Genomic DNA, 23,959 nt, shown 5'->3' on the forward strand with positions numbered 1-23,959 from the left:
GATTTCTTGCCTCTGCACATGAAGAGGCTCTCAGGATTGCGTAATCCCTGGAAAGCGCATCGGTGATCATATTCATGATCATCTCGTCATCTTCTACAATGAGAACGAATTTCTGCTGCATCGCCTTCCCCTGAATGCCGTGCCTCATGTTACACTCACTTTCCGAGTCACGATAACAGTTTTAGCATCGACACTATCAAAAAACCTTCCTTCTGTCAATGCCTCGGTACACATCAAAAACATACACCAAAAACCATCGATAGACGTTTGAATTTCATATTCTGCACGTGCTAAGATAGTGCATCTTTTCTGCAGATCTGCAAATGTTAATTAATGGCTAAAATAGTACCTTTTAGAGGAATTCTCTATAATGTCGCGAGGGTATCCATGGACGATGTCCTGGCTCCCCCGTATGACGTCATTACGCCGGAATACCGGGAAGCGCTGTACATGCAAAGCCCCTATAACATTGTGAGGATAGACTTCGGCAAGGAAAAGCCGGAAGACTCCGAGACTGAAAACAAATACACAAGAGCGCGGGAATATCTCGATGCATGGGAAAAAGAGGGGGTATTCATCCGGAGCGAAAAGCCTTCTTTCTATGCGTACGAGATGTCCTACATGATTCATTCTGTACAAAAACGCCTGATCGGACTCCTTGCGCTGGTGAAGCTGGAAGAGCTGGGGAAAGGAAATATCTATCCCCACGAGTGCACACACGCGAAACCGAAACAGGACCGCCTGAACCTCATGAGGGCCTGCGAAGCCAATACAAGCCCGATCTTCTCTCTTTACAAGAGTTCCGAACGAAATATCGCGGATATCCTCTCTGAGGTGGCAAAGACCACCCCGTATATAGAGTCGAACGACATTTCCGGAGATATCCACCGGCTTTGGCAGATCGATGATGCAGGGACAATCGAGACCATAACAAAAGAGCTGGAAGACAAGGCGGTATTTATCGCCGACGGTCACCACCGGTATGAGACAGCATATGAATATTACAGGGAAATGACAAAAAAAGGTTCCCCTGCAGGGGAAAGATCTTTTGATCATGTCCTTATGTTTCTTGCCAACATGCTGGATGAGGGGATATCAATACTGCCGACACACAGGCTCCTGAAGGAAATCCATGAAGACATGGAGAAACTTCTGTCAGAGTATTTCGAAATCGAGCCTGTACAGGGCAATTTTAATATTGCGGAAGTACTGTCAGGAAAAAGGCGTGTCTTCGGATTGTACCGCGGGGGAAACCGGGTTTGGCACATCCTGAAGTACAAGGGCGGCAACCTGTCTGACACTCCCCATGAACTGAGAGACGTTGACGTCATAATCCTGCATGAACTGTTGCTGAAAAAGCTGCTGCAAACCGCTGACATCGGATATGAGATGAACATTGAAAAAGTTCTCGAGAAAGTAAACAACGGAGAATTTCGTGCCGCATTTTTCCTGAACCCCACGCGTGTCGAGGATGTCGAGAAATCTGCGCTGTCCCTGGTAAGGATGCCGCCGAAGTCTACGTATTTCTATCCCAAACTCTTAACCGGTCTGGTCATAAACAGGTGGCAAGTTTAGCACTAAAACACTTCGTTGACAGATATTTCCCCTGCCGTTTCCCCCTCTGGAAACCTGTGGCTGTGCATAATCCCTGGCAATGCTTCGGGCAAAAAGAAATCTTAGGGTTTTGAAATTTTTCGGGTATAATCTATAAAAAAAGAACAGGAGGTTTTATGTCTCTACGTATCGCGATAAACGGATTCGGAAGAATAGGAAGGAACTTCCTCAGGACGAGCTGGGGGAATAAGGGGCTGGATATTGTTGCCATCAATGACCTCACCGACGCGAAGACCCTCGGCCATCTGCTGAAATATGATTCTGTCCACGGTATTTTTGATGCAGATATCACCACAGCCGAAGGGAGCATTCTGATAGGCGGAACCGAAATAAAGGTGTTCGCTGTTACGGAACCGGAAAAACTCCCGTGGAATGATCTGGGAGTAGATGTTGTCATTGAATCCACAGGACGTTTTGTGGACAGGGCTTCTGCAGCAAAGCATCTGGACGCCGGGGCGAAATGGGTAATCATCTCAGCGCCTGCAAAAGATCCAGATGCAACAGTCTGCATGGGGGTAAACGAAGAGATACTGGACCCTGCAAAGCACAAGATAATATCAAACGCTTCATGCACCACCAATTGTCTTGCCCCTGTGGCGAAGGTTATTCATAATGAATTCAGCATCGTCCGCGGATTAATGACAACCATACATTCCTATACAAACGATCAGCGAATCCTCGACCTGCCCCACAAGGATCTCAGGAGGGCCAGGGCAGCTGCCCTGAACATGATTCCCACCACAACAGGAGCAGCGAAAGCTGTCGGCATTGTATTGCCTGAGCTGAAAGGCAGGCTGAATGGAATGGCAATAAGGGTACCAACCCCGAACGTTTCACTCGTCGACCTCGTTGCCGAAGTGGGAAAAGATACTACGGTGGAAGAGGTAAACGGCGCCCTGAAAAGAGCTGCAGAAGGGCCGATGAAGGGAATACTCCAGTACTCCGAAGAGCCCCTTGTTTCAAGCGATCTGAACGGGAACGCCCATTCATCGATAGTAGACGCAACCCTCACAATGGTTATGGAAGGAAAGATGGTAAAGGTCTTCTCCTGGTATGACAATGAGTGGGGGTACAGTACCCGCATGAGAGACCTCGCAATCTATATCATGAAAAGGATCTGATTATGAAAAAAAAGGGTACCATGGAATCGCTTCCTGCGAAAAATATCTTTCACAAGCTTACCATTGAGGATCTTGACATTAAGGGGAAAAGGGTCTTTGTCAGGGCTGATTTCAATGTCCCCCTGGATGCAAACATGATGATTACTGACGACAGGAGAATACGGTCAACCCTGCCAACGATAAACTATGCCATCGACGAAGGCGCAAAAGTCATACTTTCGTCCCACCTCGGGAGACCGAAGGGCAAGGTGGACCCCAAGTTCAGTCTTGCTCCTATCGCAAAACGTCTCCAGAGGCTCCTTAACAAGGAAGTTGTGTTCGCCCCCGACTGTATCGGGAATCAGGTTGAGGGGATGGTCTCGAAAATGCGCAATGGTGATGTAATGCTTCTTGAAAATCTGAGGTTTCATCCGGAAGAAGAAAAAAATGACGACAAATTTGCCAGGGCCCTCGCAAAACTCGCCGATATCTATATCAATGATGCCTTCGGCGCAGCACACCGGGCTCATGCGTCAATCGTCGGGATGACGAAGTACCTTCCTTCATCAGCCGGGTTTCTGCTCAAGAGAGAGATTGAATACCTGAAGGGAGCGATCGAAAACCCTGTAAAGCCCTTTGTGGCAATTCTGGGCGGGGCTAAGGTATCCGGAAAAATCGGGGTTCTGGAACACCTCGTCGGAAAGGTCGACAAGGTCATTGTCGGCGGAGGAATGGCATACACCTTCATTAAGGCCATGGGGTACGAGATCGGAGACTCCCTGGTCGAAGAGGACATGCTTGAGACAGCCCAGAGGATACGAAGAAAACTGAAAGATACCGGGATTAAATTCTATCTTCCGGTAGACTGCATCATTGCACAGAGCACCGACCCCGGTGCGGTGATAAAGATTGTGCCAACCCTGGAAATACCCAGGGGATGGAAAGCGCTTGATATCGGCCCCGCATCTGTGAAGCTTTTTTCTATCGCGCTTCAGGACGCAAAAACCGTACTATGGAACGGCCCGATGGGCATGTTCGAGGAAGATGCCTTCTCACGGGGCACCCTGGAAATCGCCCATGCGGTTGCCGAAGCATATGCGCTGACAATTGTCGGCGGCGGTGACACCGACCTTGCAGTGCACAGAGCCGGGGTTTCTGATGTCATATCATTCATCTCAACAGGCGGTGGAGCTTCTCTCCAGCTGCTCGAAGGCAAGGAACTGCCCGGTATCGCTGCGCTGTCGAACAGAAAAAGCTGACAGTCTGCCCCTGTCTAACGGGTTATCGAGTGATACAGCTTGGTGTCACCGGCAGTTTCAGCAGTAACCTTATGGGGTAGTTTCTCGTTTTCATGAGAAAGGATCCCCCGTTTCATCTCAACAATCGACGGATTCCTGCACTCAAACTGTCTGATGAGATAGGAGGCTGCAACTTCCGGCTTAATGATATCCCCGCAGGTAAAGATATCGATAGCAGCATAACCGTACTCAGGCCATGTATGAATCGTAAGATGCGATTCTGCAATTACTACGACACCGCTGATACCAAAGGGATTAAATTCGTGGAAGGAAATGTCTATGATGGTTGCCTTGGCCTCTTGTGCTGCGGAAACCAATGCGCTTCTGACCTTCTCAAGGCTTTTCAGAATTTCGGGGTTGCACTCCCGCAATTCTATTAATAAATGGGTCCCTAAAGCATACAATTCTCTACCCCCCTTCAAACTTCAGAATTTTTGCACTATAAGACTAAAAAGATACAGAAAATACCGGCAACTTGTCAAGAAAATTTTTCAGAAAATTTTTCAGAATCAGAATCTCCAGACAAAGTTTTTCAGAAGTTTCTGATATTGTTGCAGTCTATCGCAAAAACATCGCCCGCAACCCGTGTACCGGCAATTCCCGTTGCTGTTGCCACAAAACAGGGATTGGCGGCAGCGGCAGTCGTTGGCGGATTTGCATTTGGATTGGTTATCTGGAAATTCTGCGTTATAGAATAGTTGAAGTTGCGCCCTGTTCCGGGCCTGAAGGCCGGCAACAACAGACGAATAGCGGCGACGTCAGCCGCTGTTGCCGTATATGCGCCGTTCTCCGCAAAAAATTGCTCTTCAAGCAATCTCAGGTTCTGAAGGTTGGTAAACGCCTCTGTCCTTGCCGCTCTCGTCTGTTGCCCCAGATAGGCGGGAACCGCAATTATCGCGAGTATCCCGATTATGGCAACGACGATGATAAGTTCGATAAGGGTAACGCCTCTTTTATCCATCACAACCTCCTTTGAAATGATACATCATTTCGTGTCATGGTCAAATCCCAGCATTTTATCGATGATAAATGCAGGCCTTTTTCTCGCTTCATCGAAATTTCTCCAAATATATTCGCCGAGTATCCCCAGCATGAGCAGCTGGACTCCTGAAACCACCAGGAGCACAACCATCAGTGAAGCCCACCCTTCGACAGGAACAGAGAAAAACAGTCTCTGAAATATGATAAAGCACGCATATATGAACCCCAGGATCGCCATAAATATCCCCAGAAAGGATATCAGCCTGAGGGGAAAATACGAAAAAGAGACAAAGGTGTCGATAAAAAGCTTTATTTTTTTCCCGAGAGTCCATTTGGAAATGCCTTTCTGCCTCACCCCTTTTTTGTATCTGACCAATGCCTGCCTGAACCCGCTCCACAGGATAAGTCCGAATATGGAGGTATTCTTCTCCTTAATCGAAACCACTGCATCCACAACCTTTCTGTCGATGAGAAATACATCTGTGCCGCCTTCCGGCATATTCCTGAGCGCAAACCGCCTTACCATTCGGTAGTAAAGGGCAGGGAAAAACCTGGCAGACTCCTTTTCCCATTCCCTGATGCCGATCACCACCTCATTGCCTTTTTTCCATTCGCTGATGAGCGTCTCGATAATCTCAGGGGGGTCCTGAAGATCCGCAGACAGAAAAGTACACGCGTCTCCCTGTGCCTTTTCGAGCCCTGCGAGGCATGCGGCATGACTGCCGAAATTTCTTGAGAAGCTGATAACCCTGATCCTGCTGTCCATTTCAGAAAGGTGTTGCAGGACCCCCATGGAGCCGTCGGAAGAGCCGTCATCGACAAAGATGAACTCAAACTCGTGCGCGGAAGCGTGTGCGACCTGTTTCAGTCTTTCATATAAGGCGGGAAGATTTTCCTCCTCATTATAACTGGGGATAGTGATCGATATCAGCGCCATAGGTCGCTACCGTTTTTTCAGAAACTGGGCCGGGACACCGGCAACAATGGTACGGGGATCGACATCCTTGGTCACCACTGCGCCTGCGCCCACAATTGCACCCTCTCCGACCGTAACCCCGGGCAATATGACCGCATTCATTCCGATATCACTGCCATGGCATATCCTTACCGGCTTGATAACCAGATCAGTCTGTATGATCGGAACGTCTTCCGGCCTGCCTGTATGCTTTGAACCGAGAATTCTGGTACCGGGACCGATCCCGACACAGTCTTCTATGTCGAGTGCCCTTGCATCAAAATAACTGTACGGACCTATCCATACCTTGCTGCCAATTCTGCAGTAACCGTCATGACGCCCCTGCACAAAGCTGTACTGCCCGAAAAAGACTCCTTCCCCGATCTCAATTGTCTCAGGGTGAGCGAATGAAACAAATGAGGAAACTGTGACGTCATTTCCGAAGCGCCTGACAAGACTCTTCAGAAGCATCCTTCTCATGATTGCATCAAAATGTGTTTCCCCTGGCTTGAACCGCTCGTACAGTGCAAGGCGCTCATCAAATGTCAGGTGATTCATGAGATGTTCGGCAAATCCGGATTCGAAGGGGGCATCCTCCCTGATTTCTTTCGAACCGAAATATGCCTTTACCACTCTCTCCATTTTTACTTCACCATCAGCCTTTTTATTGAATCGATAATATATGCCTGTTCCTCCGTGCTGAGGGACGGATAAAGAGGCAGAAGAACCGTGCTTCCGGTTATCCTTTCCGTATGGGGAAGCGGAGTTCCCGCATAATCCCTGTAACTTGCCTCTGTATGAATCGCCATAATTCCCCTTCTGGTCGCTATCCCCTTTTCATGCAGTTTTTCCATGAACACGTTTCTTTCAAGAGGCGCTGAATCCAGCAGTGCTATCCAGTAGGACTGGTAATTGTGGTTTGCATAGGGAGGCACTTCGGGAACTCTTATGTGAGCAATACTGCCAAGTGCATCATCATAGACCGCAGCAAGCCGTTTCCTTGATTCCAGAATAAAAGGAAGTTTTTTCATCTGCTCAATGCCCATTGCCGCCTGCATGTCTGTCATTCTGTAGTTATATCCTATTTCAGGATAGGTTTCAATAATAATTCTGTTCGCCAGATGTCTTTCGATGTCTGATACGGACATTCCGTGGTGCCTGAACCTTCTGAGCCGCGCAGCAGTATCAGAATCATCCGTGGTTATCATTCCTCCTTCTCCGGTAGTAATGATCTTTCTCGGATGAAAGCTGAAACACGCGGTGTTGCCGTTCCCGCCTATTTTCTTCCCCCTGTATTCCGAGCCTATTGCACAGGCCGCATCTTCGATAATCGTGATATCATTGTGCTCCGCGATTCTCATCAACGGCTCCAGGTCAGCCGGAAGCCCCATTTGGTGGACAGGCATGATCGCTCTGGTTTTTTTCGTAATCGCCTCTCCGGCTTTTGCGACATCGATATTGCAGGTCCCGGGATCTATATCAACAAACACAGGCGTTGCGCCGCAGTAGCGCACGGAATTGGCAGTGGCAATAAAAGAGAGGGACGGCACGATCACTTCATCTCCGGGGCCGATACCGGATACCGCAAGCGCAGCATGGAGGGCGGTCGTACAGGACGTGGTGGCTACCGCAAACCGGCAGCCTATGTATTCGGCAAACCTTTCCTCGAACTCGGCGACTTTTGGCCCCTGGGAAACCCAGCCGCTGTCGATAACCTCCGAGACATGTCTCTTCTCTTCATCTCCCAGATACGGCTTGGCTATCGGTATATGAAGCATTCCTTTTACCAGTTGAAAATGGTCTCCTGCCTGATAAGACCGGAGACATCGAAATTCTGGGCATTGAACCAGTCGATGTAGAGACTGATGCCCTTTTCAATGTCAATGGCCGGGCTGAAACCGATTAATTTCCCCGCTTTTGAAATATCCGCATAATGCCTTTTGACATCGCCGGGACGGTTCTGTTCATAGACAGGCCTGATATCCGTCCTGCCGAGTGCCTTCGCAATAATTTCAGCCAGTTGCGTAATGCTTACCTCCTGCCCCCTTGCAATATTCACCGCCTGACCGATAAGCCCATTGCATGCAGAGGCCATAATGATGCCATTCACGGTGTCAGAGACATAGGTAAAATCCCTGGTCTGCGTGCCGTCGCCAAAAATGACCGGCGGCATATTGTTCAGGATTCTGAGCACGAATCTCGGGATGACTTCTCCGTACACGCCCTGCAGGTGCTCTCTCGGGCCGTAGGTATTGAAAGGTCTCACGACCATGGCTTCAAGGCCGTATGTTTTGTGATACGCAAGGGTATAGAGTTCCCCCGCAAGCTTGCTCGCGCCGTACACGGTTATCGGCTCGCAGGGATGCGACTCGCTCATCGGCACATGGAGCGCAGTGCCGTAAATTTCTGATGAGGAGATATACACAAACCTTTTTACCGAATTCTCAAGGCTTGCCTTCAAAAGGTTCAGGGTGCCGGTAACATTCACCTCGTGATTGATCTCAGGATTCTTTATCGATACTCTCAGGCACTGCACCGCAAGGTGGTACACCACATCAATATCTCTGGTCAGCGACAGGAGAAGGCTCTGATCCCTCACATCTCCTTCCATTATCTCGACGTTGGGGCTGCCTTCATGATGCGCAACATTTTCTCTTGTTCCGGATGAGAAATCATCTATGACCACTACATGATTGCCCGGGGCAAGCGCGTCCACGAGATGGCTGCCTATGAAGCCTGCGCCGCCGGTTACCAGCACTCTTCTGTTTTTGATTTCCATGTGCAAGACCTCAGGTTAACATAATTACAAAGAACAGAACTCCTCGATCTTTTCCGCGATATACTCCAAACTTTCCTTCTCAAGTTCCGGATATATCGGGAGGGACAGTATCTCGTCACATGCGGATTCTACCTCGGGGAAATCGCCCCTGCGGTATCCCAGTCCGGCTGCTGCTTCCTGCAGGTGTACCGGGGTTTTATAGTGTATCCCGGTGCCTATCCCGTGCTTCTGGAGAAAGTCCTGCAGTGCGTCCCTCTTCTTGCTTCTTACCACGTAGAGATGATATACGTGCGTTCTGCCTGGAGCCTCGGAGGGAAGTTCCAAGGGGGTATTCTGCAGCAGCGCATTATAGCCTGACGCGATTTCCCGCCTTCTGTCGTTATATGTATCCAGATGCTTAAGCTTCACCCTCAATATCGCTGCCTGAATTTCATCCAGCCTTCCGTTGTAGCCGAACACCGCATGCGCGAATTTTGCCTTATGTCCGTGGTTGCGGTAAAGCGCCACTGTCTCCGCTATCCGGCTGTCATTCGTCGTCACCATTCCGCCCTCACCGTAACCGCCAAGGTTCTTCGTGAAATAAAAACTGAAGCATCCTGCATCACCCAGTGCTCCGGCTTTCACCCCATGAAAAAGTGCACCGTGTGCCTGACACGCATCCTCGATGACGGGTATCCCGTATTTCTTTGCTATCTCTGCAATCTGTTCCATGTCCGATATCTGTCCGTACATGTGTACCGGAACGATCGCTCTGGTACTGCCGGTTATTTTTTTCGTTATTGCTCCGGCGTCAATGGTAAATGTCAGAGGGTCGATGTCGGCAAACACGGGAGTCGCGCCAAGAACCGCGATTGCCTCCGCGGTGGCAAAAAAAGTATGCGGAGAGGTGATGACCTCATCCCCGCTCTTCACCCCGCAGGCCAGAAGTGCAAACTGTATTGCGTCCGTTCCTGAGCCAACGCCGATCGCATACCGTGTGCCGCAGAAATCGGCAAATTCTCTCTCAAGCTCCTGGCAGTTCGGTCCGATATAGAGGTTCATCCCGTTCAGGACGTCCTCAACAGCCTTCATTATTTCATCTTTAAGAGGCAGGAACCCTGCCTTCAAATCAACGAATGGTATTGTTTTCATTGCTGCCCTGCCTCTTCGCGGTAGGGAAACCAGTCATACGGTCTTTCAAAGAACCCTGGCGGGCACACCAGATCATCAACCATTTTGATGACTTTCGCAGGGTTGCCTGCAACCACGCTGTTTTCAGGGACATCCCTCGTGACGACAGACCCGGCCCCTACAAGACTGTTGCGCCCGATTCTGACTCCCGGCAGAATGGTCGAATTCGCGCCGATTCGCGCAAAATCGTCCACTGTCGGCCCTCCCTTGCATTCCCTGTATTTTGGACATAACATCGGGTGAGGGTCATCGGTAAACACGACATGGGGTCCGACAAAAACAAACCTGCCTATGGTGACCATTTCGAGGAAACAGTTGCTGTGAATACGGCTGCTGTCACCAATCCTGTTGCCGAACTCAAGCACGGTATTGGTGCCAATGCTCACGTTATTGCCTATGATATTGTCCTCCCGTATCGAAACCCCCTGTCCTGTCTGGAAGCCCTCGCCGATTTCTGACCCGGCATATATCGTGCTGAACGGCCTGATATGACATCTGCCGCCGATGCGGAGAGAACGTTCACCCGCAGCGGCGCCGCGTGGCGGTTTTCCGATAACCGAAGGAGGGTCGATGCAAGCGTCATCTCCAATAACTACGTTCTGGTAGATGATATTGTTCATAAAAGGACTTTGCTCCCGCCTTTCCTGATCGATTTGTCTGCTGCTTCAAGTATCCTCACCACCCTTAACCCGGATTCTCCGTCAGTAATAGGGTTCAGGTTATTCGTAATGCAATGGGCAAGATGATCCACCATACCCTTCAGTGCTTCGGTATGGTCTATTTTGGGCGCATACATATCACCGATCCTGTACTGGATTATATTCTGATATAGCTGTTTTTTATCCGCATGCGCAAGAATTATCCCCTTGTCATAAATCTTTATTTTCTCTGCCGGATCAAGATCGTCGAACACGATCATTTTCCTGCTTCCGCCGACGATAATCTTTCTGATTTTTACGGGAGACAGCCAGTTCAGGTGAAAATGCGCGATGAGGTCACCTGCAAACCTGACTGTCACATAGGCGATGTCCTCGAGACCGCTGCCGGCGTGACTGCTTCCGACAGCAACGACACTCTTTGGTTGCTCCGGAATCAGGTGATCCATGATTGAAATATCGTGGGGCGCAAGATCCCAGATCACATTGATATCCTGCTGGAAAAGGCCAAGATTCACCCGAACCGAATCAAAATAATAGACGTCCCCGATCTCTCCCGAAGACATGAACTCCTTCATCTTTTTCACCGCTCCTGTATAAATAAACGTATGATCGGTAAACAGGATGAGATTTTTCTTCTTCGAGAGGGCAACAAGCTTTTCCGCCTCTTTCACACTCGGCGTTAAGGGCTTTTCAATCAGGACGTGCTTGCCGGCCTCAAGGGCTTCCCGCGCAAGATTGTAATGGGTATGTACCGGCGTGGCGATCGCAATCACCTGGACTTCCTTGTCCCTGAGCAGATCCCTGTAGTTTTTCGTAGGAGTGACGGCAGGATATCTCAGGGCTATTCTCTCGAGACGTTCATCCTCCAGATCGCAGGCGTATCTCAGTTCGGTATGATAATTTTCATTAAAATTCCTGATAAGATTGGGGCCCCAGTATCCGCACCCGATTACCCCGACCTTAATGTTTTTCATTTTTATTTTTCAGTTCAGATTTTATCCGGGCGATCATATCACGGGCGTATTGTTCTTTCGGGAGTCGCTGCAATGCGTATTCATACGCAGTGAGGGCATCCTGCAGCCGTCCCATGCTGTAGAACGTTTTCCCAAGGGTAATGAGATATTTCGGGTTAGACTGCTTGTAAATCGCCATCTGTGCAGCAACCATAATTATCGTATTATACACATGGTCTTTCTGTAGCCGAAATTTTTCTATTATAGTATTATTTTCCGGAATATTCCTCACAAAAACAAAGGCCATCGGCTCGGCATACACAGGTGCCCATGCATTGTCCTCTGTCAGCACCAAAAGAAGTTTCGGGACATTCCCGTACACGTCAAGCGTATCGATCAGCACAAAATTAATGTCGTAGTTGTCCAGCAATTTCTTCCAGAGGGGCTTTTTTCCTTCGGTCAGTTCCCCTCCCGAAAGTGATTCCAAAGCACCTGCAATCCAGGCATATTCCTGCTGTACGGTATAATTCAGCCAGCGGGTATCCACAAACGTTTTTTTCCAGGGATACAATCTCCAGGTGATATATCCACCAAATGAGGCGCTGTTGAGCATGTTTCCCTCGAGACGGTTTTCTTCGACGAAATCGACTGCGCCTTCAGGAACAAACGATCCTCTGGCAACATCCATCTGCAACCACAGAAATTTATAAACGCCAATAAAAAAGACAAGGGATGAACATAACGCAAGCACAGCGAACGCAGTGCGTATTTTTGCAAAGCTTGCCCCGGATATTTGTGAGAACAATTGCTTGACAAGCATGTCGGTTTCCTTCCCGAGCACAATTGCGGCAATGGCGACGTAGTAGATCGAATACCGTCCAGTTTTTGCGGCCATGATGAAAAGGCCGGCCAGGAGTATGCCACGTGTAATATCAAATCTTTTGTTTCGAAGTAAAAGCATAACGGGAAACAACACCATTAACGTAAGATATCCGTAATCTATATGTGAAAGCTTATTGAGATAAAGCATGAACGGAGACTGATACTCCTGTATGCCTGTCTCAAGGAACTTATACTTCGGCGAAAGGGCGATCGGAAATGCCTCCCATCCCGTGGGGTTCAGATACGAAGCTGCCAGAGCCAATATCGTCGCGATATAAAACAGCGACAGTTCTTTATTAGTGTAGTCCGTTTTCTTGAGGATACTTTTCAGCCCCTCGAAAATCATATAGATACCGATAATAACCACGCCCATGATAAACCCGCCGTGGAGGTTTGCCCAGAGCAGCATCAGCGGTACGAGCAGCACTATCAGCCTTGTCTTGTGCTCCCTGAATTCTTCAAGAACGATAAAGGTCAGGACGGTAAAGAGAATAGTAAACAATACCGGCCGTTCCCCGGTAAAACGGGCTAAGTCCAGATATACAAAAGAGATGAACACAAAGATGATATAGAAACTGACCTGCATTCGGGTCAGTCTCCAGAGCACGAGAAGAAGCACCATAAACAGCACTGATGCCCTGAAAATGATAATGCCTTTCGGACCGAAGAAGTCGAATATCAGATAAAAAATGATCTGTCCGAGCCAGTACTGTTTCAACAGGAATTGTTCCCGCTCGGGCATAAGGTTGCGATTTTCTTCCCTGTTGGCAGTGAAGGAAAAGGGATCTGTGTCAGGGATAGCGCCGTTTTCGACGATGTATCTCCCGGTGGCTACATGCCACCAGAAATCTGAATCAAAGAGGTTTATCGAAAGAAAGATATAGAAAAGAGTGCTCAGGAGAATAATAAATGCAGCACTTATGATAAGAGAGCGTATTTTATTCCCGTCTGAGGTATCCGACTTGAACATCAGTCGGAATAGACAGTTTTATTGTGAAGCACCCCCTGTCTGTCCGATGCGATAATCTGGAGAAGAGGAGGGTTGCTCGACATAGTAATACTGATCTGATTCAGCACAGAGGTATTGAGATTGCCTGACGTAAATAGGTTTTGTGCGGGATTCCATGGAGATCTTTCTGCGTACTGGCTCTGCCGCGCATTCACAAACGCCTCATCAAGGTTGCCGGCATTCAGCCACGCGCCCATCTGGCTGTTCGTTGCATCCGCAGCAGTGATCAGACCGTCTCCGGTCGAGTCGACATCTATTATACCTGCCTGCAACCCGGAAACACCCTTAATGGCGGAATGAAGCCAGGCCTGGAGTTCGGGCTCTATTGCTGTTGCAACCCGGATAACAGTTCCCTTTCTCCCCCTCTCCTGCATGCCGAGATACCCGGGGATTGCGATCGCGGCAAGAATGCCGATAATCGCCACCACAACCAGCAATTCGATGAGCGAAAAACCTCTTTGGGTTTTTTGCAGAATCTGCCGCAAGCCACTATTATGAAGGAGTATATGTGTCATTATTTTAGTGAAATATCTGTCCAAAACTTATTCATCAAAAAAAGAGGCCCGGCATTGCCGGGCCTCGGACTATTTGATATTGGTTAGTCAGAATAAACAGTCTTGTTATGCAAAACTCCCATTTTATCCGATGCGATGACCTGGAGAAAAGGAGGGTTGCTCGACATAGTAACACTGATCTGATTCAGCACAGAGGTATTGACAGCGCCCGTTGTAAACAGGTTTTGTGCGGGATTCCATGGAGATTTTTCTGCGTACTGGCTCAGCCGTGCATTCACGAATGCCTCATCAAGGGCACCGCCATTCAGCCACGCGCCCATCTGGCTGTTCGTAGCATCCGCAGCATCGATCTGCCCGTCTCCGGTTGAGTCAACTTCGATTATTGCTGCCTGAGTGCCGGCAACACCCTTCAATGCTGAGTTCAGCCATGCCTGGAGCTCGGGTTCTATTGCTGAAGCAGCTCTTGTGACCGCACCTTTTCTTCCTCTCTCCTGCATACCCAGATACCCGGGGATTGCGATCGCAGCAAGAATGCCGATGATCGCCACGACGATCAGGAGTTCGATGAGGGTAAAGCCTCTTTCGTCTCTTGTTTTCATTTTCTGAATTGTCTGAAACATAGTAACCTCCTCTTAATAAAATTAAATACCCTGGTCATGTCCCATGACCACCCTGCGACAATCTATGGAAAAAAATCTCGCCTCTCCGATGTATCACCTCCTTTGAATTTTCTATATGAGGTGAAGTAAGCAATCAGCATGCCAATCCCTGAGAGCAGGGCTGAAAACATCAGGAGTCAAAAGAGATAGGCAATAAAATGAATCGAATCAGGAACTTGCAAGTGATCGTAATCTTCAAAAAAACCCTTACTGTGCAGGGTGACATTTTTTTGCCGGCATTTGATTGACAAAATATGTCATCAACAAGGTAATAATAGCCCCCTTTATTCCCAGCTGGTGATATCCTTATTTTCACCCTCTCCGCCCGGAGCGCCATCAACCCCGTAGGAGAGAAGGTCATAGTCTCCGTGCGTGCCCGGTGCTTCATAGTGATAAGGCCTTCCCCACGGATCATTGGGGACTCCCTTTTTAAGATATGGCCCGTCCCAGCCCGGCAAGCCGGGGTCTGACAGAAGGGCATTCATCCCTTCCGACGTAGTTGGGTATCTTCCTGTATCCAGCCTGAACTGGTCCAGCGCCTGTCCGAGGAGTTCTATCTGTGTCTTTGCCGCATGCTGTTTTCCCTTACCGACTTTGGGAATCAGTTTGGGGAAAACCAGTGCTGCGAGCATGCCAAGGATAACCATGACTACAATGAGTTCGACGAGGGTGAACCCCTTCTGATTGTGCAACATCTCTCTTCTTATCTGCATTGTTCCTCCATTAATACATGTAAGTTTATCTCATGCTGCTTTTTTGTCAAGCTGCCGAACGGAAAAACAGCACCCTTATCTATAATGAAATCATCCCGCCGCTGTTTTCCTTAAATTAAGGATATATGTTTTGTGCTGCATTGAATATTCTAACCGAAAAGAAACATCGCATGCCATGAAGGACTGCAAAAGCATCCGCTGAGTCTCCATGTTGATTATTTGCCAATAATTATCGGAGATGCTAAAATCTCCCGACCGATGGGATATCAGAGCATAAAAAACTGGCCTGAAGGCGAAAGACCGCGCGAAAGGCTCTTGCAATACGGAGCCCAGCACCTTTCGGATGCGCAACTCCTCGCGATAATCCTCCGTACCGGTGGTGGGGGCAGGAGCGCGCTTGACCTTGCGATAGAAATGTTGCAGGCGTTCGGCGGACTGAGGCATATCGAATCTGCCTCATCCGGCGAATTCCGGCCATTCAAAGGCATGGGAAATGCGAAAGTCGCACAACTGAAGGCTGCCTTCGAACTGGGAAGACGACTGTGCGGGCAACCATATGAAAGAGGCCCTGTCTTCTCATCAGGCCATGATGTCTATCTGTATTACCTGCAGCGCATGAAGAATCTCAGCAAAGAGGTTTTTCATTGCGCACTTCTGGATGCGAAAAACAGGATAATCAGGGATTGCCGTGTGTCAGAAGGAACCCTGACCAATTCATTGATACATCCCCGGGAAGCGTTCAGGGACGCAATAAAGGAATCAGCCGCCGCTGTGATATTTGTGCATAATCACCCGAGCGGTGACCCGGTACCAAGCCGTGAGGATATCCTTATTACCTCACAGCTTGCCGAGGCCGGGAAGATAATCGGCATTAAGGTCCTTGACCATATTATTATCGGAGACGATACATTTACCAGCATGAGAGAAAAAGGATATATCCGGGAAACATAACCGATACCCGATTTCTTTACAAAGCATAAAGATGTGTGCCTGGGTCATCCCTGCATATGCTGTCAATCTGTCCATCCTGCATATTGGCGGACGTCGGGAATTCTTCCCTGATGGGTGGGTGTGCTTCCCTTGTGGAAATAACATGAGTTATTATTTATTACGCAATGCACGATAATAAACTTATGATTTGAAAACCTATTTCGCAAATAGTGATATCATGAGGAGGAATTATGGCCAGGATACAAAGAGCGCTGATGAGTGTCTCCAATAAAAAGGGTGTCGTGGAATTTGCAAAAGACCTCCATGCGCAGGGCATCGAGATACTCTCAACAGGCGGAACCGCAAAGACTCTGCGGGATGCAGGCATACCGGTAAGGGATGTTTCTGAACACACGGGATCCCCTGAGATGCTTGATGGGAGGGTAAAAACCCTGCACCCGAAGATACACGGCGGATTGCTTTCGCGGCGGGACAACCCGAAAGACATGGCAGAAATCAGAACTCACGGGATAGATACCATCGATATGGTCGTAGTGAATCTTTATCCTTTTGAAGAGACGATTTCCAAGCCCGGCGTCACCTTTGCGGAGGCGATTGAAAATATTGATATTGGCGGTCCCGCAATGCTGCGATCAGCATCCAAAAACTTTCATGATGTCGCGGTTATCGTGGACCCCGCTGATTATGCAAGGGTGCTCAGTGAAATGCAGGAGCTGCACGGGGATCTCAGTTACAGGACCAGACTTGAACTCGCAACAAAGGTATTCACACATACGTCCCGTTATGACTCACTCATTGCCGGGTATCTTACAAAGGCACAAGAAGAGAAATAAGGGCAGGAATGATATTGTGGGGAGAGCAAATCCCACGAAACACCTTCCCCCGTGAAGAGGGACAGCACTGATAAAATTTCCCGATTTTTCAACGGGAATAATCGGGATTCGCAAAAATATATTCCCTGAAGAGGTCTTTCTGAAAGTACTTGTAATAGGCGGGGGCAGCAAAGAGCATGCAATTGTTCTGAAACTGTCCATGAGCAAACATGTGAACAGGATTTTCTGCTGTCCCGGCAACGCGGGGATAGCTGAATTGGCCGAATGCATTGATATCAGTCCGAATGACCTCAGTGCGATCATTGATTTTGTGAAATATGAATGGATAGACCTCACCATTGTGGGGTCCGAGCATTTGCTTCCTCCCGGCATTGTCAATGCACTGGAACGGGAGGGCTGCAGAATTCTTGGCCCTGACAGGAACTCTCTTCCCCTGCGGTCCAGCAGGGTTTTCGTAAAAGACCTTCTGCGTCTCCATCGTATTCCGACCCCGGAGTACAGGGTCTTCTCCTCATACCTTCATGCACAGGATTACATTCGTTTAAAAGGAACGCCTATAGTGATAAAACCCGCAGGATATTCCGGGGGAAATGGGGCATTTATTGCGTATTCAACAGACGCTGCAGAGGACATTCTCAAACGGATTATGAAAGACAGGATTTTCAGCGATGCAGGCAGGCAGGTTATTGTTGAGGAGTACCTGAAGGGCAAAAGACTGTCGTTCACTGCATTAACTGATGGCAGAACCGTCATTCCGCTCACAAGCCTGCAGATTTACTTCCAGGAAAGAGCTGAAAACTTTATGAAGTCTGAGATGATGGTGGTGGGTGCATGCAGTCCGGCGCCTTTTTTCACAAAAGAGAGCGAATCGCTGATCATGGGCATAATTACGAGACCTCTGCTGAAGGCATTTGCCTCTGAGGGGATCAACTACAGGGGGGTTTTTTCTACAGACCTCCTCATAGACAAAAACGGGCCGAAAGTGCTGGATTTGCATTTCTGTTTCGGGGATTTGGAGGCACCTACCATCTTGCCAAGGATCAGAACGGATTTGATAAAACTCACCATGGCTGTTCTCGAGGAACAACTGTCTGATATGGCATTGGAGTGGGAACAGGGTTCTTCGGTGTGCGTTGCCATGTACTCGGCATCCGGACTTCAAGAGGGCAGCGTGCTGAAGGGCCTCGCGTTACCGTTTCCTGAAGACAGCATCTTCACGTTTCATGAGAACACCTCGTTTCTCGATGCTGAACTTGTCACTGCGGGGGGAAGGGCAGTCTGCATAACCGCCCTTGGAATTGATTTGCATGAGGCAAGGAGCAAGGCTTACCGCGCGACAGAACGAATCAGTTTTGAAGGGATGATGTACAGAAACGACATCGGCGATCATAGTACAAACACATAACCAAAGGAGCAGATATGAAACCGCAGGTACTGATTGTTATGGGAAGCGACTCTGATCTTCCTGTCATGGAGGGTGCAGAGGAAATCCTCAAGATGTTTCACATTTCCTACGAAATAACTGTTGCCTCTGCCCACAGAACACCTGAACGCGCCATACGAATCGCTTCCGGTGCCGAGAAGAAGGGGGTCGACGTTATTATTGCCGGAGCAGGCATGGCAGCCCACCTCGCAGGGGTGCTTGCAGCCCACACAATTCTCCCGGTCATCGGCGTCCCCATAGACGCCTCTTCCCTCAAGGGTATGGACTCACTTCTCTCGACCGTTCAGATGCCGCCCGGCATACCTGTTGCAACAATGGCAATAGGCAAAGCCGGGGCAAAAAATGCCGCGATTCTCTCAGCCCAGATTATTGCCCGGAAGAATGCTGATACTGCAAAAAAATTAAGAGAACACAAGAAGCAGATGGCTGAGGATGTTGAGAAAAAAGCCACAACACTGAAAAACCGAAGCTCGCGGAGATGAGGGTTCACCTCGACTGCTTTCCCTGTTTTTTGCGTCAGTCACTGATTGCGCTCAGGCTGGGCACTGCTGATGAATCATTGCAGAAAGACATTCTCCTGAGCATTATGGATACCCTCCGTCAGGCAGATACTGCCCGACCACCCGCATATACCACTACATTCATTCACCGGAAGATTCGGCAACTGCTTGGCAGAGATCCTTTCGGGGATATCAAAGCCGAGTATAACCGGATCTCTCTCGGAATGTATCCTTCCCTGAAAGCCGAGGTCGAAAAGAGTCAGGATCCTCTCTGGACAGGTGCCAGGCTTGCGATTGCCGGCAATGTCATAGACTTCGGGATCTTCACTTCGGTGGATATCGAAGGGACTGTCCGCAGGGCGCTGAACAGCCGGATAGCGGTCGATGACTACACTGCGTTCAGAGATGCCATTGCAGAAACGGAAGAAATCCTCTACCTCGCGGACAATGCGGGCGAGATCGTGTTTGACAGGATTCTGGCCGAAACCCTCATGCAGCACGGCAAGAAAGTCAGGGTAGTCGTGAAAGGCTCACCGGTGATAAATGATGCAACACGGACTGACGCAGAGCAATCGGGCCTCACGGGAATCTGCGAAGTAACCGATAACGGCTCCGATGCAGTCGGCACAATCCTTGAGATGACAACACCCGATTTTCAGGATATGTTCAGGCAAGCCCGGCTGATTATCAGCAAAGGACAGGGAAACTTTGAGACACTCCTTGGGACCGGAAAAAACATATTTTTTCTGTTCCAATCCAAATGCGATGTGCTCTCTAGAGAACTGGGGCTTCCAACTGGCTCAATGCTGCTCAGAAAATCCTGACATGTCAGGCAGGACAAGGTGTCTAAGAGATTATCTTCGTCCCCCCCGGATATCAAAACCACCACGCGCTCTCGGGCGGCCTTTCTCCCTTCTCTCCTGCGGTTTTGCCTCGTTTACCACAATATTTCTGTCCATGAACATGGTGCCGTTCAGCTGAGTTACCGCCTTCTGTGCTTCTTCGTTCGTGGACATCTCCACAAAGCCGAATCCTCTCAGTCTGCCGGTTGCTGCATCTTTGATCAGCTTGACAGAAACAACTTCACCCGCCTGGGAAAACAGATCCCTTACCTCATCTTCAGTTGTTTTGAAGGAGATATTGCCGACATAAAGCCTCTTACTCATCCTGCCTCCTTTTTAGGATATCGACATGTGACCTTCGAATCCGATATGAGCCATAAAAAATGTAGACTAACTATGTAGGAAGACAGGGCATTTTGTCAAGAAAGAAAAACGTGGGGCAGCCTGTGCTATCGGGCCTGAAGATTCCCGTTGATTTCCTGAATCGCTTCTGCTGCAATTGCACGCACATCAGCATTTTCGTCATTTGTCAGTTCATGAAGAAAAGAAATTGCCTCCCTGTTGCCGATCAGTCCGAGAGTATAGGCCGCATCTCCCCTTGTAACGGGATTTTCGTCCTTCAAAAGAGGAAGAATAAATGGAACTGCCTGTGAAATGTTTTCAGGATCCTCCTTCCCGAGAATTTCCATAAGAGCTGTTGCGCCGATCCTTACCCTCATTCTTTCATCAGTCATAAGATCCCCGACATATTGATATAATCCGGCATCATGTTTGTACATATCAACGATGTTGTCAAGCAGGCCGCCTTCCATATAATCTGCGATCATTTTTTTCAGATCAAACATTTCGGGATCAGTTCGTTCCATCAGTGGATATATTACCACAAAGATTCCTTTGCAGTTGCAGGCATGGAGTCTGAGGGATGTTCTCCGGCAACGCATTCCCAGTATTTCTTCAGCAAGAACTTTTCTCTCTGAACCATGCCCGCAGTTGTTGTATAATCTCTGTACAGGAATTCCGATCAGCATAAACCCATGAAGATATATAACACATTCACCGGAAAAAAGGAGATTTTCACCCCTTTGGTCCCCGGCAGGGTCACGATCTACGCCTGCGGGGTAACTGTGTATGACTATTGTCACATCGGTCATGCGCGAAGCGCGATTATCTTCGATGTCATCAGGCGATACCTGACATATAAGGGTTTGAACGTCACCTATGTCCGGAATTTCACGGATATCGATGACAAGATTATCACCAGGGCACATGAGGCAGGCATCCCCTGGGATGAGGTGGCAAGAACATATACCGATGCATACTATGAGGACATGGACATGCTCGGGGTCGGAAGAGCTGACATAGAGCCGAAAGCGACAGAACACATCAGGGAAATAATAGATATTGTACGGGGACTCATTGACAAAGGGCATGCATACGAATCTGACGGCAGCGTATATTTTGCCGTGGATACATTCCCTGAGTACGGGAAGTTGTCGAAAAGGGATACAGAGGAAATGATGGCCGGGGCGAGAGTTGATATTGATGAAAGGAAGAGAAACCCGATGGATTTCGTCCTCTGGAAAAAGTCAAAGGAAGGGGAACCTTTCTGGGAAAGTCCCTGGGGGCTGGGAAGACCGGGCTGGCATATTGAATGCTCTGCCATGTCGATTAAGCATCTTGGGGAAAGTTTTGATATCCACGGGGGCGGCGCTGATCTGCTTTTTCCCCATCATGAAAATGAGATCGCCCAATCTGAAGCTTACACCGGAAAGGCTTTTGCGTCATACTGGGTGCATAACGGATTTATTACCATCGATAAGGAGAAGATGTCGAAGTCGCTTGGCAACTTTTTTACAATCAGAGAGGTCCTTCAGAAATTCGATCCGGAAGTTGTCAGGTTCTTTCTGCTCTCAACACATTATCGGAGCCCGATAGAGTTTTCCCATGAACAGTTGCGCGAAGCAGAAAGTTCCCTTGACAGATATTATACAACGGTTACACGGATGAATGATTTCGCAAGCAGTCCAGGGGGGCAGGATGATGATTCGCCGGGAGGAAAAACGCTGAAGGATGTCCTCTCTTCATTTAAAGGCAAGTTTCACGAAGCCATGGACGATGACTTCAATACAGCCCTAACGCTCGGACACATTTATGAGGTTATTCGCGAGGTTAACAGGTTTCTTGACAGCAAACCCCGTAGCACCAGGGACAGAGAGGTCGTAATACTGGCAAAAGAGCTTATCCTGGAAGCCGGAAATGTCCTGAATCTCTTTCACAGAACACCCAATGACTGGTACCTGTCTTTAATGAAGGTCCGTTTGATCGGAATTTCAGAAGAAGATATCCTTGAAAAAATCAGGGCCCGTCAGGAGGCGAGGTTGAATAAAGACTGGCAATCCGCGGATACCATACGAAAAGAACTTGAAGAAAAAGGCATTATCCTTGAAGACAAGAAAGACAGGACTGACTGGAAGGTCAAAGTCGGATAACGAGTGGATATACGGCTTCAATCCTGTCATGGAGGCGTTGAGAGCCGGAAGACATGTCAAGTCCGTCGTCGTGTCTTCAGGAAGGCACGAAAAGGTATCTGAATTGCTGCAGGAAGCGGGGACAAGAAACATCCCGGTCAGCTTCTCTGATCCGGTATTTTTCGATCGAACATTCAGAAAGGGACATCAGGGGGTTGCAGCAGAAGTTGCTATTAAGGGATTTGTTCCTCTGGATGAGCTCCTTGTTCTACCATTGCGACACAAGGAGATACCGCTGTTCCTGGTACTGGACTGCATCGAAGACCCGCGGAATCTCGGTGCGATATTGAGGGCTGCAGACGCTTCCGGCGTTCATGGCGTCGTGACTCAGGAACACCGCACTGTGAGTCTCGGCGCGGGAGTCTCGAAGGTCTCGGCAGGAGCAGTTGAGTATGTTCCTGTTTCCCGGGTCGTCAATATCAAACATGCGCTCCACGCAATGAAAGAACAGGACATCACTATTGTCGGGACAGACGCAGGAGCAGAGACCCTGCTGTGGGACATTGACTTCACCGTGCCGCTCGCTCTTGTTATCGGCTCGGAAGGAAAAGGGATACGAAAGACGGTCAGCAGCATGTGCGACTTCCTCGTCGGTATCCCGATGAAGGGACGGATAAACTCGCTTAACGTCTCGGTTGCTGCCGGTATACTTTTTTTTGAGATATTGCGGCAAAGAATGAAAAAAAACTAGAAAAATGCAGATAAATAAAAATAATTGAAAATATTATTGAATTATTGCCATTGACCTTTTTATAACAAAAATAGTTAAATTGAGATTCTAATAAAAAGGGGTTAGTATTGTCTTTTTCTGCCCTTATGTTGATGACGGGATGCGTTGAAGCCACCGTAGCTCAGCTGGCAGAGCAGCTGATTTGTAATCAGCGGGTCGGGGGTTCGATTCCCTTCGGTGGCTCCATGGAGAGGTACCCGAGTGGCCAAAGGGAGCAGACTGTAAATCTGCCGGCGAAGCCTTCGGAGGTTCGAATCCTCCCCTCTCCACCATATAAACTATACAAGGCATGGTCTAAAGTGAAGGGTCCGGAGTTGCAGGTAAAGAGTTGTCCGGCAGGCGAACAAGGAATTGGCACGTCAGGCCATTTGCCCGTTGAGTTGAGAAGTGCGGGAGTAGCTCAGTGGTAGAGCGTCAGCCTTCCAAGCTGAGGGTCGCGGGTTCGAATCCCGTTTCCCGCTCCAACGAAGATACGAGCGATGAGCAAAGAGCATAGAGACGGATTATGTTTCGATATGAGCAGCAGTTCCCGGCTCTTGGCTGATTGCTCTGAGCCAAGATGCCCATGTAGCTCAGTCGGCAGAGCACATCCTTGGTAAGGATGAGGTCACCGGTTCAATCCCGGTCATGGGCTTATGAAAAATTAAGGTGTAGTTGTTGGTTGTCAGTTGGTCATTTACAGAAATAACTGAAAACTAAAAACTCGCAGAGATAAAAGAGGAGGAAAAATGGCAAAGGCTAAGTTTGAGAGGGTAAAGCCTCATGCGAACATAGGGACGATAGGGCACGTAGACCACGGGAAGACGACATTGACATCGGCGATCACGAAGGTACTGGCGATGAA

At 48.8% G+C, this 23,959-nt stretch carries 24 protein-coding genes, 4 tRNA genes and 2 pseudogenes; 15 read left to right on the top strand and 15 right to left on the bottom strand.

Annotated elements, in window-relative coordinates; all coding sequences use genetic code 11:
* The first annotated feature begins 333 nt into the window (after window positions 1–333).
* The 3 genes from AB1552_13355 to AB1552_13365 all read left to right on the top strand — a co-directional run bounded on the left by AB1552_13355 (window position 334) and on the right by AB1552_13365 (window position 3,973).
* Window positions 334–1,575, top strand: a complete 1,242-nt coding sequence (locus tag AB1552_13355; protein ID MEW6054753.1) for a DUF1015 domain-containing protein — start codon at window positions 334–336, stop codon at window positions 1,573–1,575.
* Between the two features lie 155 nt (window positions 1,576–1,730).
* Window positions 1,731–2,735 (top strand): type I glyceraldehyde-3-phosphate dehydrogenase, encoded by a 1,005-nt coding sequence (gap, locus tag AB1552_13360; protein MEW6054754.1) that lies wholly within the window; start codon window positions 1,731–1,733, stop codon window positions 2,733–2,735.
* 20 nt (window positions 2,736–2,755) lie between these two features.
* Window positions 2,756–3,973 carry a phosphoglycerate kinase gene (locus AB1552_13365; protein MEW6054755.1) on the top strand — a complete coding sequence of 406 codons (1,218 nt, stop codon included), beginning with the start codon at window positions 2,756–2,758 and terminating at the stop codon, window positions 3,971–3,973.
* 14 nt (window positions 3,974–3,987) lie between these two features.
* On the opposite strand, the gene speD is transcribed toward AB1552_13365, so the two are convergent.
* From speD to gspG, 13 genes and pseudogenes are all read right to left on the bottom strand, one after another.
* Entirely contained in the window at window positions 3,988–4,416 is a 429-nt protein-coding gene (gene speD / locus AB1552_13370; protein MEW6054756.1) for an adenosylmethionine decarboxylase, read from the bottom strand.
* Between the two features lie 128 nt (window positions 4,417–4,544).
* Entirely contained in the window at window positions 4,545–4,973 is a 429-nt protein-coding gene (locus AB1552_13375) for a prepilin-type N-terminal cleavage/methylation domain-containing protein (GenBank protein ID MEW6054757.1), read from the bottom strand.
* Window positions 4,974–4,997: 24 nt separating this feature from the next.
* Window positions 4,998–5,930, bottom strand: coding sequence for a glycosyltransferase family 2 protein (locus tag AB1552_13380; GenBank protein ID MEW6054758.1), 933 nt, complete (start codon window positions 5,928–5,930; stop codon window positions 4,998–5,000).
* Between the two features lie 6 nt (window positions 5,931–5,936).
* A complete protein-coding gene (locus AB1552_13385; GenBank protein ID MEW6054759.1) occupies window positions 5,937–6,590 on the bottom strand; it encodes an acyltransferase in 654 nt (217 codons plus the stop codon).
* 2 nt (window positions 6,591–6,592) lie between these two features.
* A complete protein-coding gene (locus AB1552_13390; protein ID MEW6054760.1) occupies window positions 6,593–7,726 on the bottom strand; it encodes a DegT/DnrJ/EryC1/StrS family aminotransferase in 1,134 nt (377 codons plus the stop codon).
* Window positions 7,727–7,731: 5 nt separating this feature from the next.
* Window positions 7,732–8,727 carry a GDP-mannose 4,6-dehydratase gene (locus AB1552_13395; protein ID MEW6054761.1) on the bottom strand — a complete coding sequence of 332 codons (996 nt, stop codon included), beginning with the start codon at window positions 8,725–8,727 and terminating at the stop codon, window positions 7,732–7,734.
* Window positions 8,728–8,751: 24 nt separating this feature from the next.
* Window positions 8,752–9,858, bottom strand: a complete 1,107-nt coding sequence (locus AB1552_13400) for a DegT/DnrJ/EryC1/StrS family aminotransferase (GenBank protein MEW6054762.1) — start codon at window positions 9,856–9,858, stop codon at window positions 8,752–8,754.
* Window positions 9,855–10,517: an acyltransferase gene (locus AB1552_13405; protein MEW6054763.1), complete on the bottom strand. Its 663-nt coding sequence runs from the start codon at window positions 10,515–10,517 to the stop codon at window positions 9,855–9,857. Before AB1552_13405 ends, AB1552_13400 begins: the two co-directional genes overlap by 4 nt.
* Window positions 10,514–11,530 (bottom strand): Gfo/Idh/MocA family oxidoreductase, encoded by a 1,017-nt coding sequence (locus tag AB1552_13410; GenBank protein MEW6054764.1) that lies wholly within the window; start codon window positions 11,528–11,530, stop codon window positions 10,514–10,516. Before AB1552_13410 ends, AB1552_13405 begins: the two co-directional genes overlap by 4 nt.
* Complete coding sequence (locus tag AB1552_13415) at window positions 11,517–13,361, bottom strand: hypothetical protein (GenBank protein ID MEW6054765.1); 1,845 nt, start codon at window positions 13,359–13,361, stop codon at window positions 11,517–11,519. Before AB1552_13415 ends, AB1552_13410 begins: the two co-directional genes overlap by 14 nt.
* 419 nt (window positions 13,362–13,780) lie before the next feature.
* A pseudogene (locus tag AB1552_13420) lies at window positions 13,781–13,915 on the bottom strand (prepilin-type N-terminal cleavage/methylation domain-containing protein).
* 83 nt (window positions 13,916–13,998) lie between these two features.
* On the bottom strand, window positions 13,999–14,535 hold the full coding sequence (locus AB1552_13425; protein ID MEW6054766.1) for a prepilin-type N-terminal cleavage/methylation domain-containing protein: 537 nt from the start codon (window positions 14,533–14,535) through the stop codon (window positions 13,999–14,001).
* Between the two features lie 323 nt (window positions 14,536–14,858).
* Window positions 14,859–15,287, bottom strand: coding sequence for a type II secretion system major pseudopilin GspG (gspG, locus tag AB1552_13430; GenBank protein ID MEW6054767.1), 429 nt, complete (start codon window positions 15,285–15,287; stop codon window positions 14,859–14,861).
* 258 nt (window positions 15,288–15,545) lie between these two features.
* Here gspG and radC point away from each other — a divergent pair, with 258 nt between their 5' ends.
* The 5 genes and pseudogenes from radC (at window position 15,546) to AB1552_13455 (ending at window position 19,839) form a co-directional block, all read left to right on the top strand.
* Complete coding sequence (gene radC, locus AB1552_13435) at window positions 15,546–16,238, top strand: DNA repair protein RadC (protein ID MEW6054768.1); 693 nt, start codon at window positions 15,546–15,548, stop codon at window positions 16,236–16,238.
* Window positions 16,239–16,468: 230 nt separating this feature from the next.
* A pseudogene (purH, locus tag AB1552_13440) lies at window positions 16,469–17,050 on the top strand (bifunctional phosphoribosylaminoimidazolecarboxamide formyltransferase/IMP cyclohydrolase).
* Between the two features lie 160 nt (window positions 17,051–17,210).
* Window positions 17,211–18,476: a phosphoribosylamine--glycine ligase gene (gene purD / locus AB1552_13445; protein MEW6054769.1), complete on the top strand. Its 1,266-nt coding sequence runs from the start codon at window positions 17,211–17,213 to the stop codon at window positions 18,474–18,476.
* A 14-nt stretch (window positions 18,477–18,490) separates the two neighbouring features.
* Complete coding sequence (gene purE, locus AB1552_13450) at window positions 18,491–18,997, top strand: 5-(carboxyamino)imidazole ribonucleotide mutase (protein ID MEW6054770.1); 507 nt, start codon at window positions 18,491–18,493, stop codon at window positions 18,995–18,997.
* Window positions 18,994–19,839, top strand: a complete 846-nt coding sequence (locus tag AB1552_13455) for an ARMT1-like domain-containing protein (protein MEW6054771.1) — start codon at window positions 18,994–18,996, stop codon at window positions 19,837–19,839. The genes purE and AB1552_13455 overlap by 4 nt, the downstream gene beginning before the upstream one ends.
* Before the next feature lie 30 nt (window positions 19,840–19,869).
* On the opposite strand, the gene AB1552_13460 is transcribed toward AB1552_13455, so the two are convergent.
* Together AB1552_13460 and AB1552_13465 are read right to left on the bottom strand one after the other, a co-directional pair.
* Entirely contained in the window at window positions 19,870–20,181 is a 312-nt protein-coding gene (locus AB1552_13460; protein ID MEW6054772.1) for an RNA-binding protein, read from the bottom strand.
* Between the two features lie 125 nt (window positions 20,182–20,306).
* A complete protein-coding gene (locus AB1552_13465; protein ID MEW6054773.1) occupies window positions 20,307–20,885 on the bottom strand; it encodes a HEAT repeat domain-containing protein in 579 nt (192 codons plus the stop codon).
* Between the two features lie 6 nt (window positions 20,886–20,891).
* Here AB1552_13465 and cysS point away from each other — a divergent pair, with 6 nt between their 5' ends.
* From cysS to AB1552_13500, 7 genes are all read left to right on the top strand, one after another.
* On the top strand, window positions 20,892–22,346 hold the full coding sequence (gene cysS / locus AB1552_13470) for a cysteine--tRNA ligase (protein MEW6054774.1): 1,455 nt from the start codon (window positions 20,892–20,894) through the stop codon (window positions 22,344–22,346).
* On the top strand, window positions 22,300–23,076 hold the full coding sequence (gene rlmB, locus AB1552_13475) for a 23S rRNA (guanosine(2251)-2'-O)-methyltransferase RlmB (protein MEW6054775.1): 777 nt from the start codon (window positions 22,300–22,302) through the stop codon (window positions 23,074–23,076). Before cysS ends, rlmB begins: the two co-directional genes overlap by 47 nt.
* A gap of 149 nt (window positions 23,077–23,225) precedes the next feature.
* Window positions 23,226–23,301 (top strand) — tRNA-Thr (locus AB1552_13480).
* Window position 23,302: 1 nt separating this feature from the next.
* Window positions 23,303–23,387, top strand: a tRNA-Tyr gene (locus AB1552_13485).
* 117 nt (window positions 23,388–23,504) lie between these two features.
* A tRNA-Gly gene (locus AB1552_13490) sits at window positions 23,505–23,579 on the top strand.
* Window positions 23,580–23,676: 97 nt separating this feature from the next.
* Window positions 23,677–23,749: transfer RNA gene (locus tag AB1552_13495), tRNA-Thr, on the top strand.
* A 94-nt stretch (window positions 23,750–23,843) separates the two neighbouring features.
* The coding region (locus tag AB1552_13500; protein ID MEW6054776.1) for a GTP-binding protein at window positions 23,844–23,959 on the top strand (116 nt) is incomplete at its 3' end.

The sequence above is a fragment of the Nitrospirota bacterium genome (genome assembly GCA_040754395.1).
In the GTDB taxonomy this organism is placed as follows: domain Bacteria; phylum Nitrospirota; class Thermodesulfovibrionia; order Thermodesulfovibrionales; family SM23-35; genus JBFMCL01.

Excerpts from the sequence above, each read along its gene's own strand:
- AB1552_13355 (MEW6054753.1), top strand. The coding sequence starts at position 334 with ATGGCTAAAATAGTACCTTTTAGAGGAATTCTCTATAATGTCGCGAGG.
- gap (MEW6054754.1), top strand. The coding sequence starts at position 1,731 with ATGTCTCTACGTATCGCGATAAACGGATTCGGAAGAATAGGAAGGAAC.
- AB1552_13365 (MEW6054755.1), top strand. The coding sequence starts at position 2,756 with ATGGAATCGCTTCCTGCGAAAAATATCTTTCACAAGCTTACCATTGAG.
- AB1552_13375 (MEW6054757.1), bottom strand. The coding sequence starts at position 4,973 with ATGGATAAAAGAGGCGTTACCCTTATCGAACTTATCATCGTCGTTGCC.
- AB1552_13380 (MEW6054758.1), bottom strand. The coding sequence starts at position 5,930 with ATGGCGCTGATATCGATCACTATCCCCAGTTATAATGAGGAGGAAAAT.
- AB1552_13385 (MEW6054759.1), bottom strand. The coding sequence starts at position 6,590 with ATGGAGAGAGTGGTAAAGGCATATTTCGGTTCGAAAGAAATCAGGGAG.
- AB1552_13390 (MEW6054760.1), bottom strand. The coding sequence starts at position 7,726 with ATGCTTCATATACCGATAGCCAAGCCGTATCTGGGAGATGAAGAGAAG.
- AB1552_13395 (MEW6054761.1), bottom strand. The coding sequence starts at position 8,727 with ATGGAAATCAAAAACAGAAGAGTGCTGGTAACCGGCGGCGCAGGCTTC.
- AB1552_13400 (MEW6054762.1), bottom strand. The coding sequence starts at position 9,858 with ATGAAAACAATACCATTCGTTGATTTGAAGGCAGGGTTCCTGCCTCTT.
- AB1552_13405 (MEW6054763.1), bottom strand. The coding sequence starts at position 10,517 with ATGAACAATATCATCTACCAGAACGTAGTTATTGGAGATGACGCTTGC.
- AB1552_13410 (MEW6054764.1), bottom strand. The coding sequence starts at position 11,530 with ATGAAAAACATTAAGGTCGGGGTAATCGGGTGCGGATACTGGGGCCCC.
- AB1552_13415 (MEW6054765.1), bottom strand. The coding sequence starts at position 13,361 with ATGTTCAAGTCGGATACCTCAGACGGGAATAAAATACGCTCTCTTATC.
- AB1552_13425 (MEW6054766.1), bottom strand. The coding sequence starts at position 14,535 with ATGTTTCAGACAATTCAGAAAATGAAAACAAGAGACGAAAGAGGCTTT.
- gspG (MEW6054767.1), bottom strand. The coding sequence starts at position 15,287 with ATGCAGATAAGAAGAGAGATGTTGCACAATCAGAAGGGGTTCACCCTC.
- radC (MEW6054768.1), top strand. The coding sequence starts at position 15,546 with ATGGGATATCAGAGCATAAAAAACTGGCCTGAAGGCGAAAGACCGCGC.
- purE (MEW6054770.1), top strand. The coding sequence starts at position 18,491 with ATGAAACCGCAGGTACTGATTGTTATGGGAAGCGACTCTGATCTTCCT.
- AB1552_13455 (MEW6054771.1), top strand. The coding sequence starts at position 18,994 with ATGAGGGTTCACCTCGACTGCTTTCCCTGTTTTTTGCGTCAGTCACTG.
- AB1552_13460 (MEW6054772.1), bottom strand. The coding sequence starts at position 20,181 with ATGAGTAAGAGGCTTTATGTCGGCAATATCTCCTTCAAAACAACTGAA.
- AB1552_13465 (MEW6054773.1), bottom strand. The coding sequence starts at position 20,885 with ATGCTGATCGGAATTCCTGTACAGAGATTATACAACAACTGCGGGCAT.
- cysS (MEW6054774.1), top strand. The coding sequence starts at position 20,892 with ATGAAGATATATAACACATTCACCGGAAAAAAGGAGATTTTCACCCCT.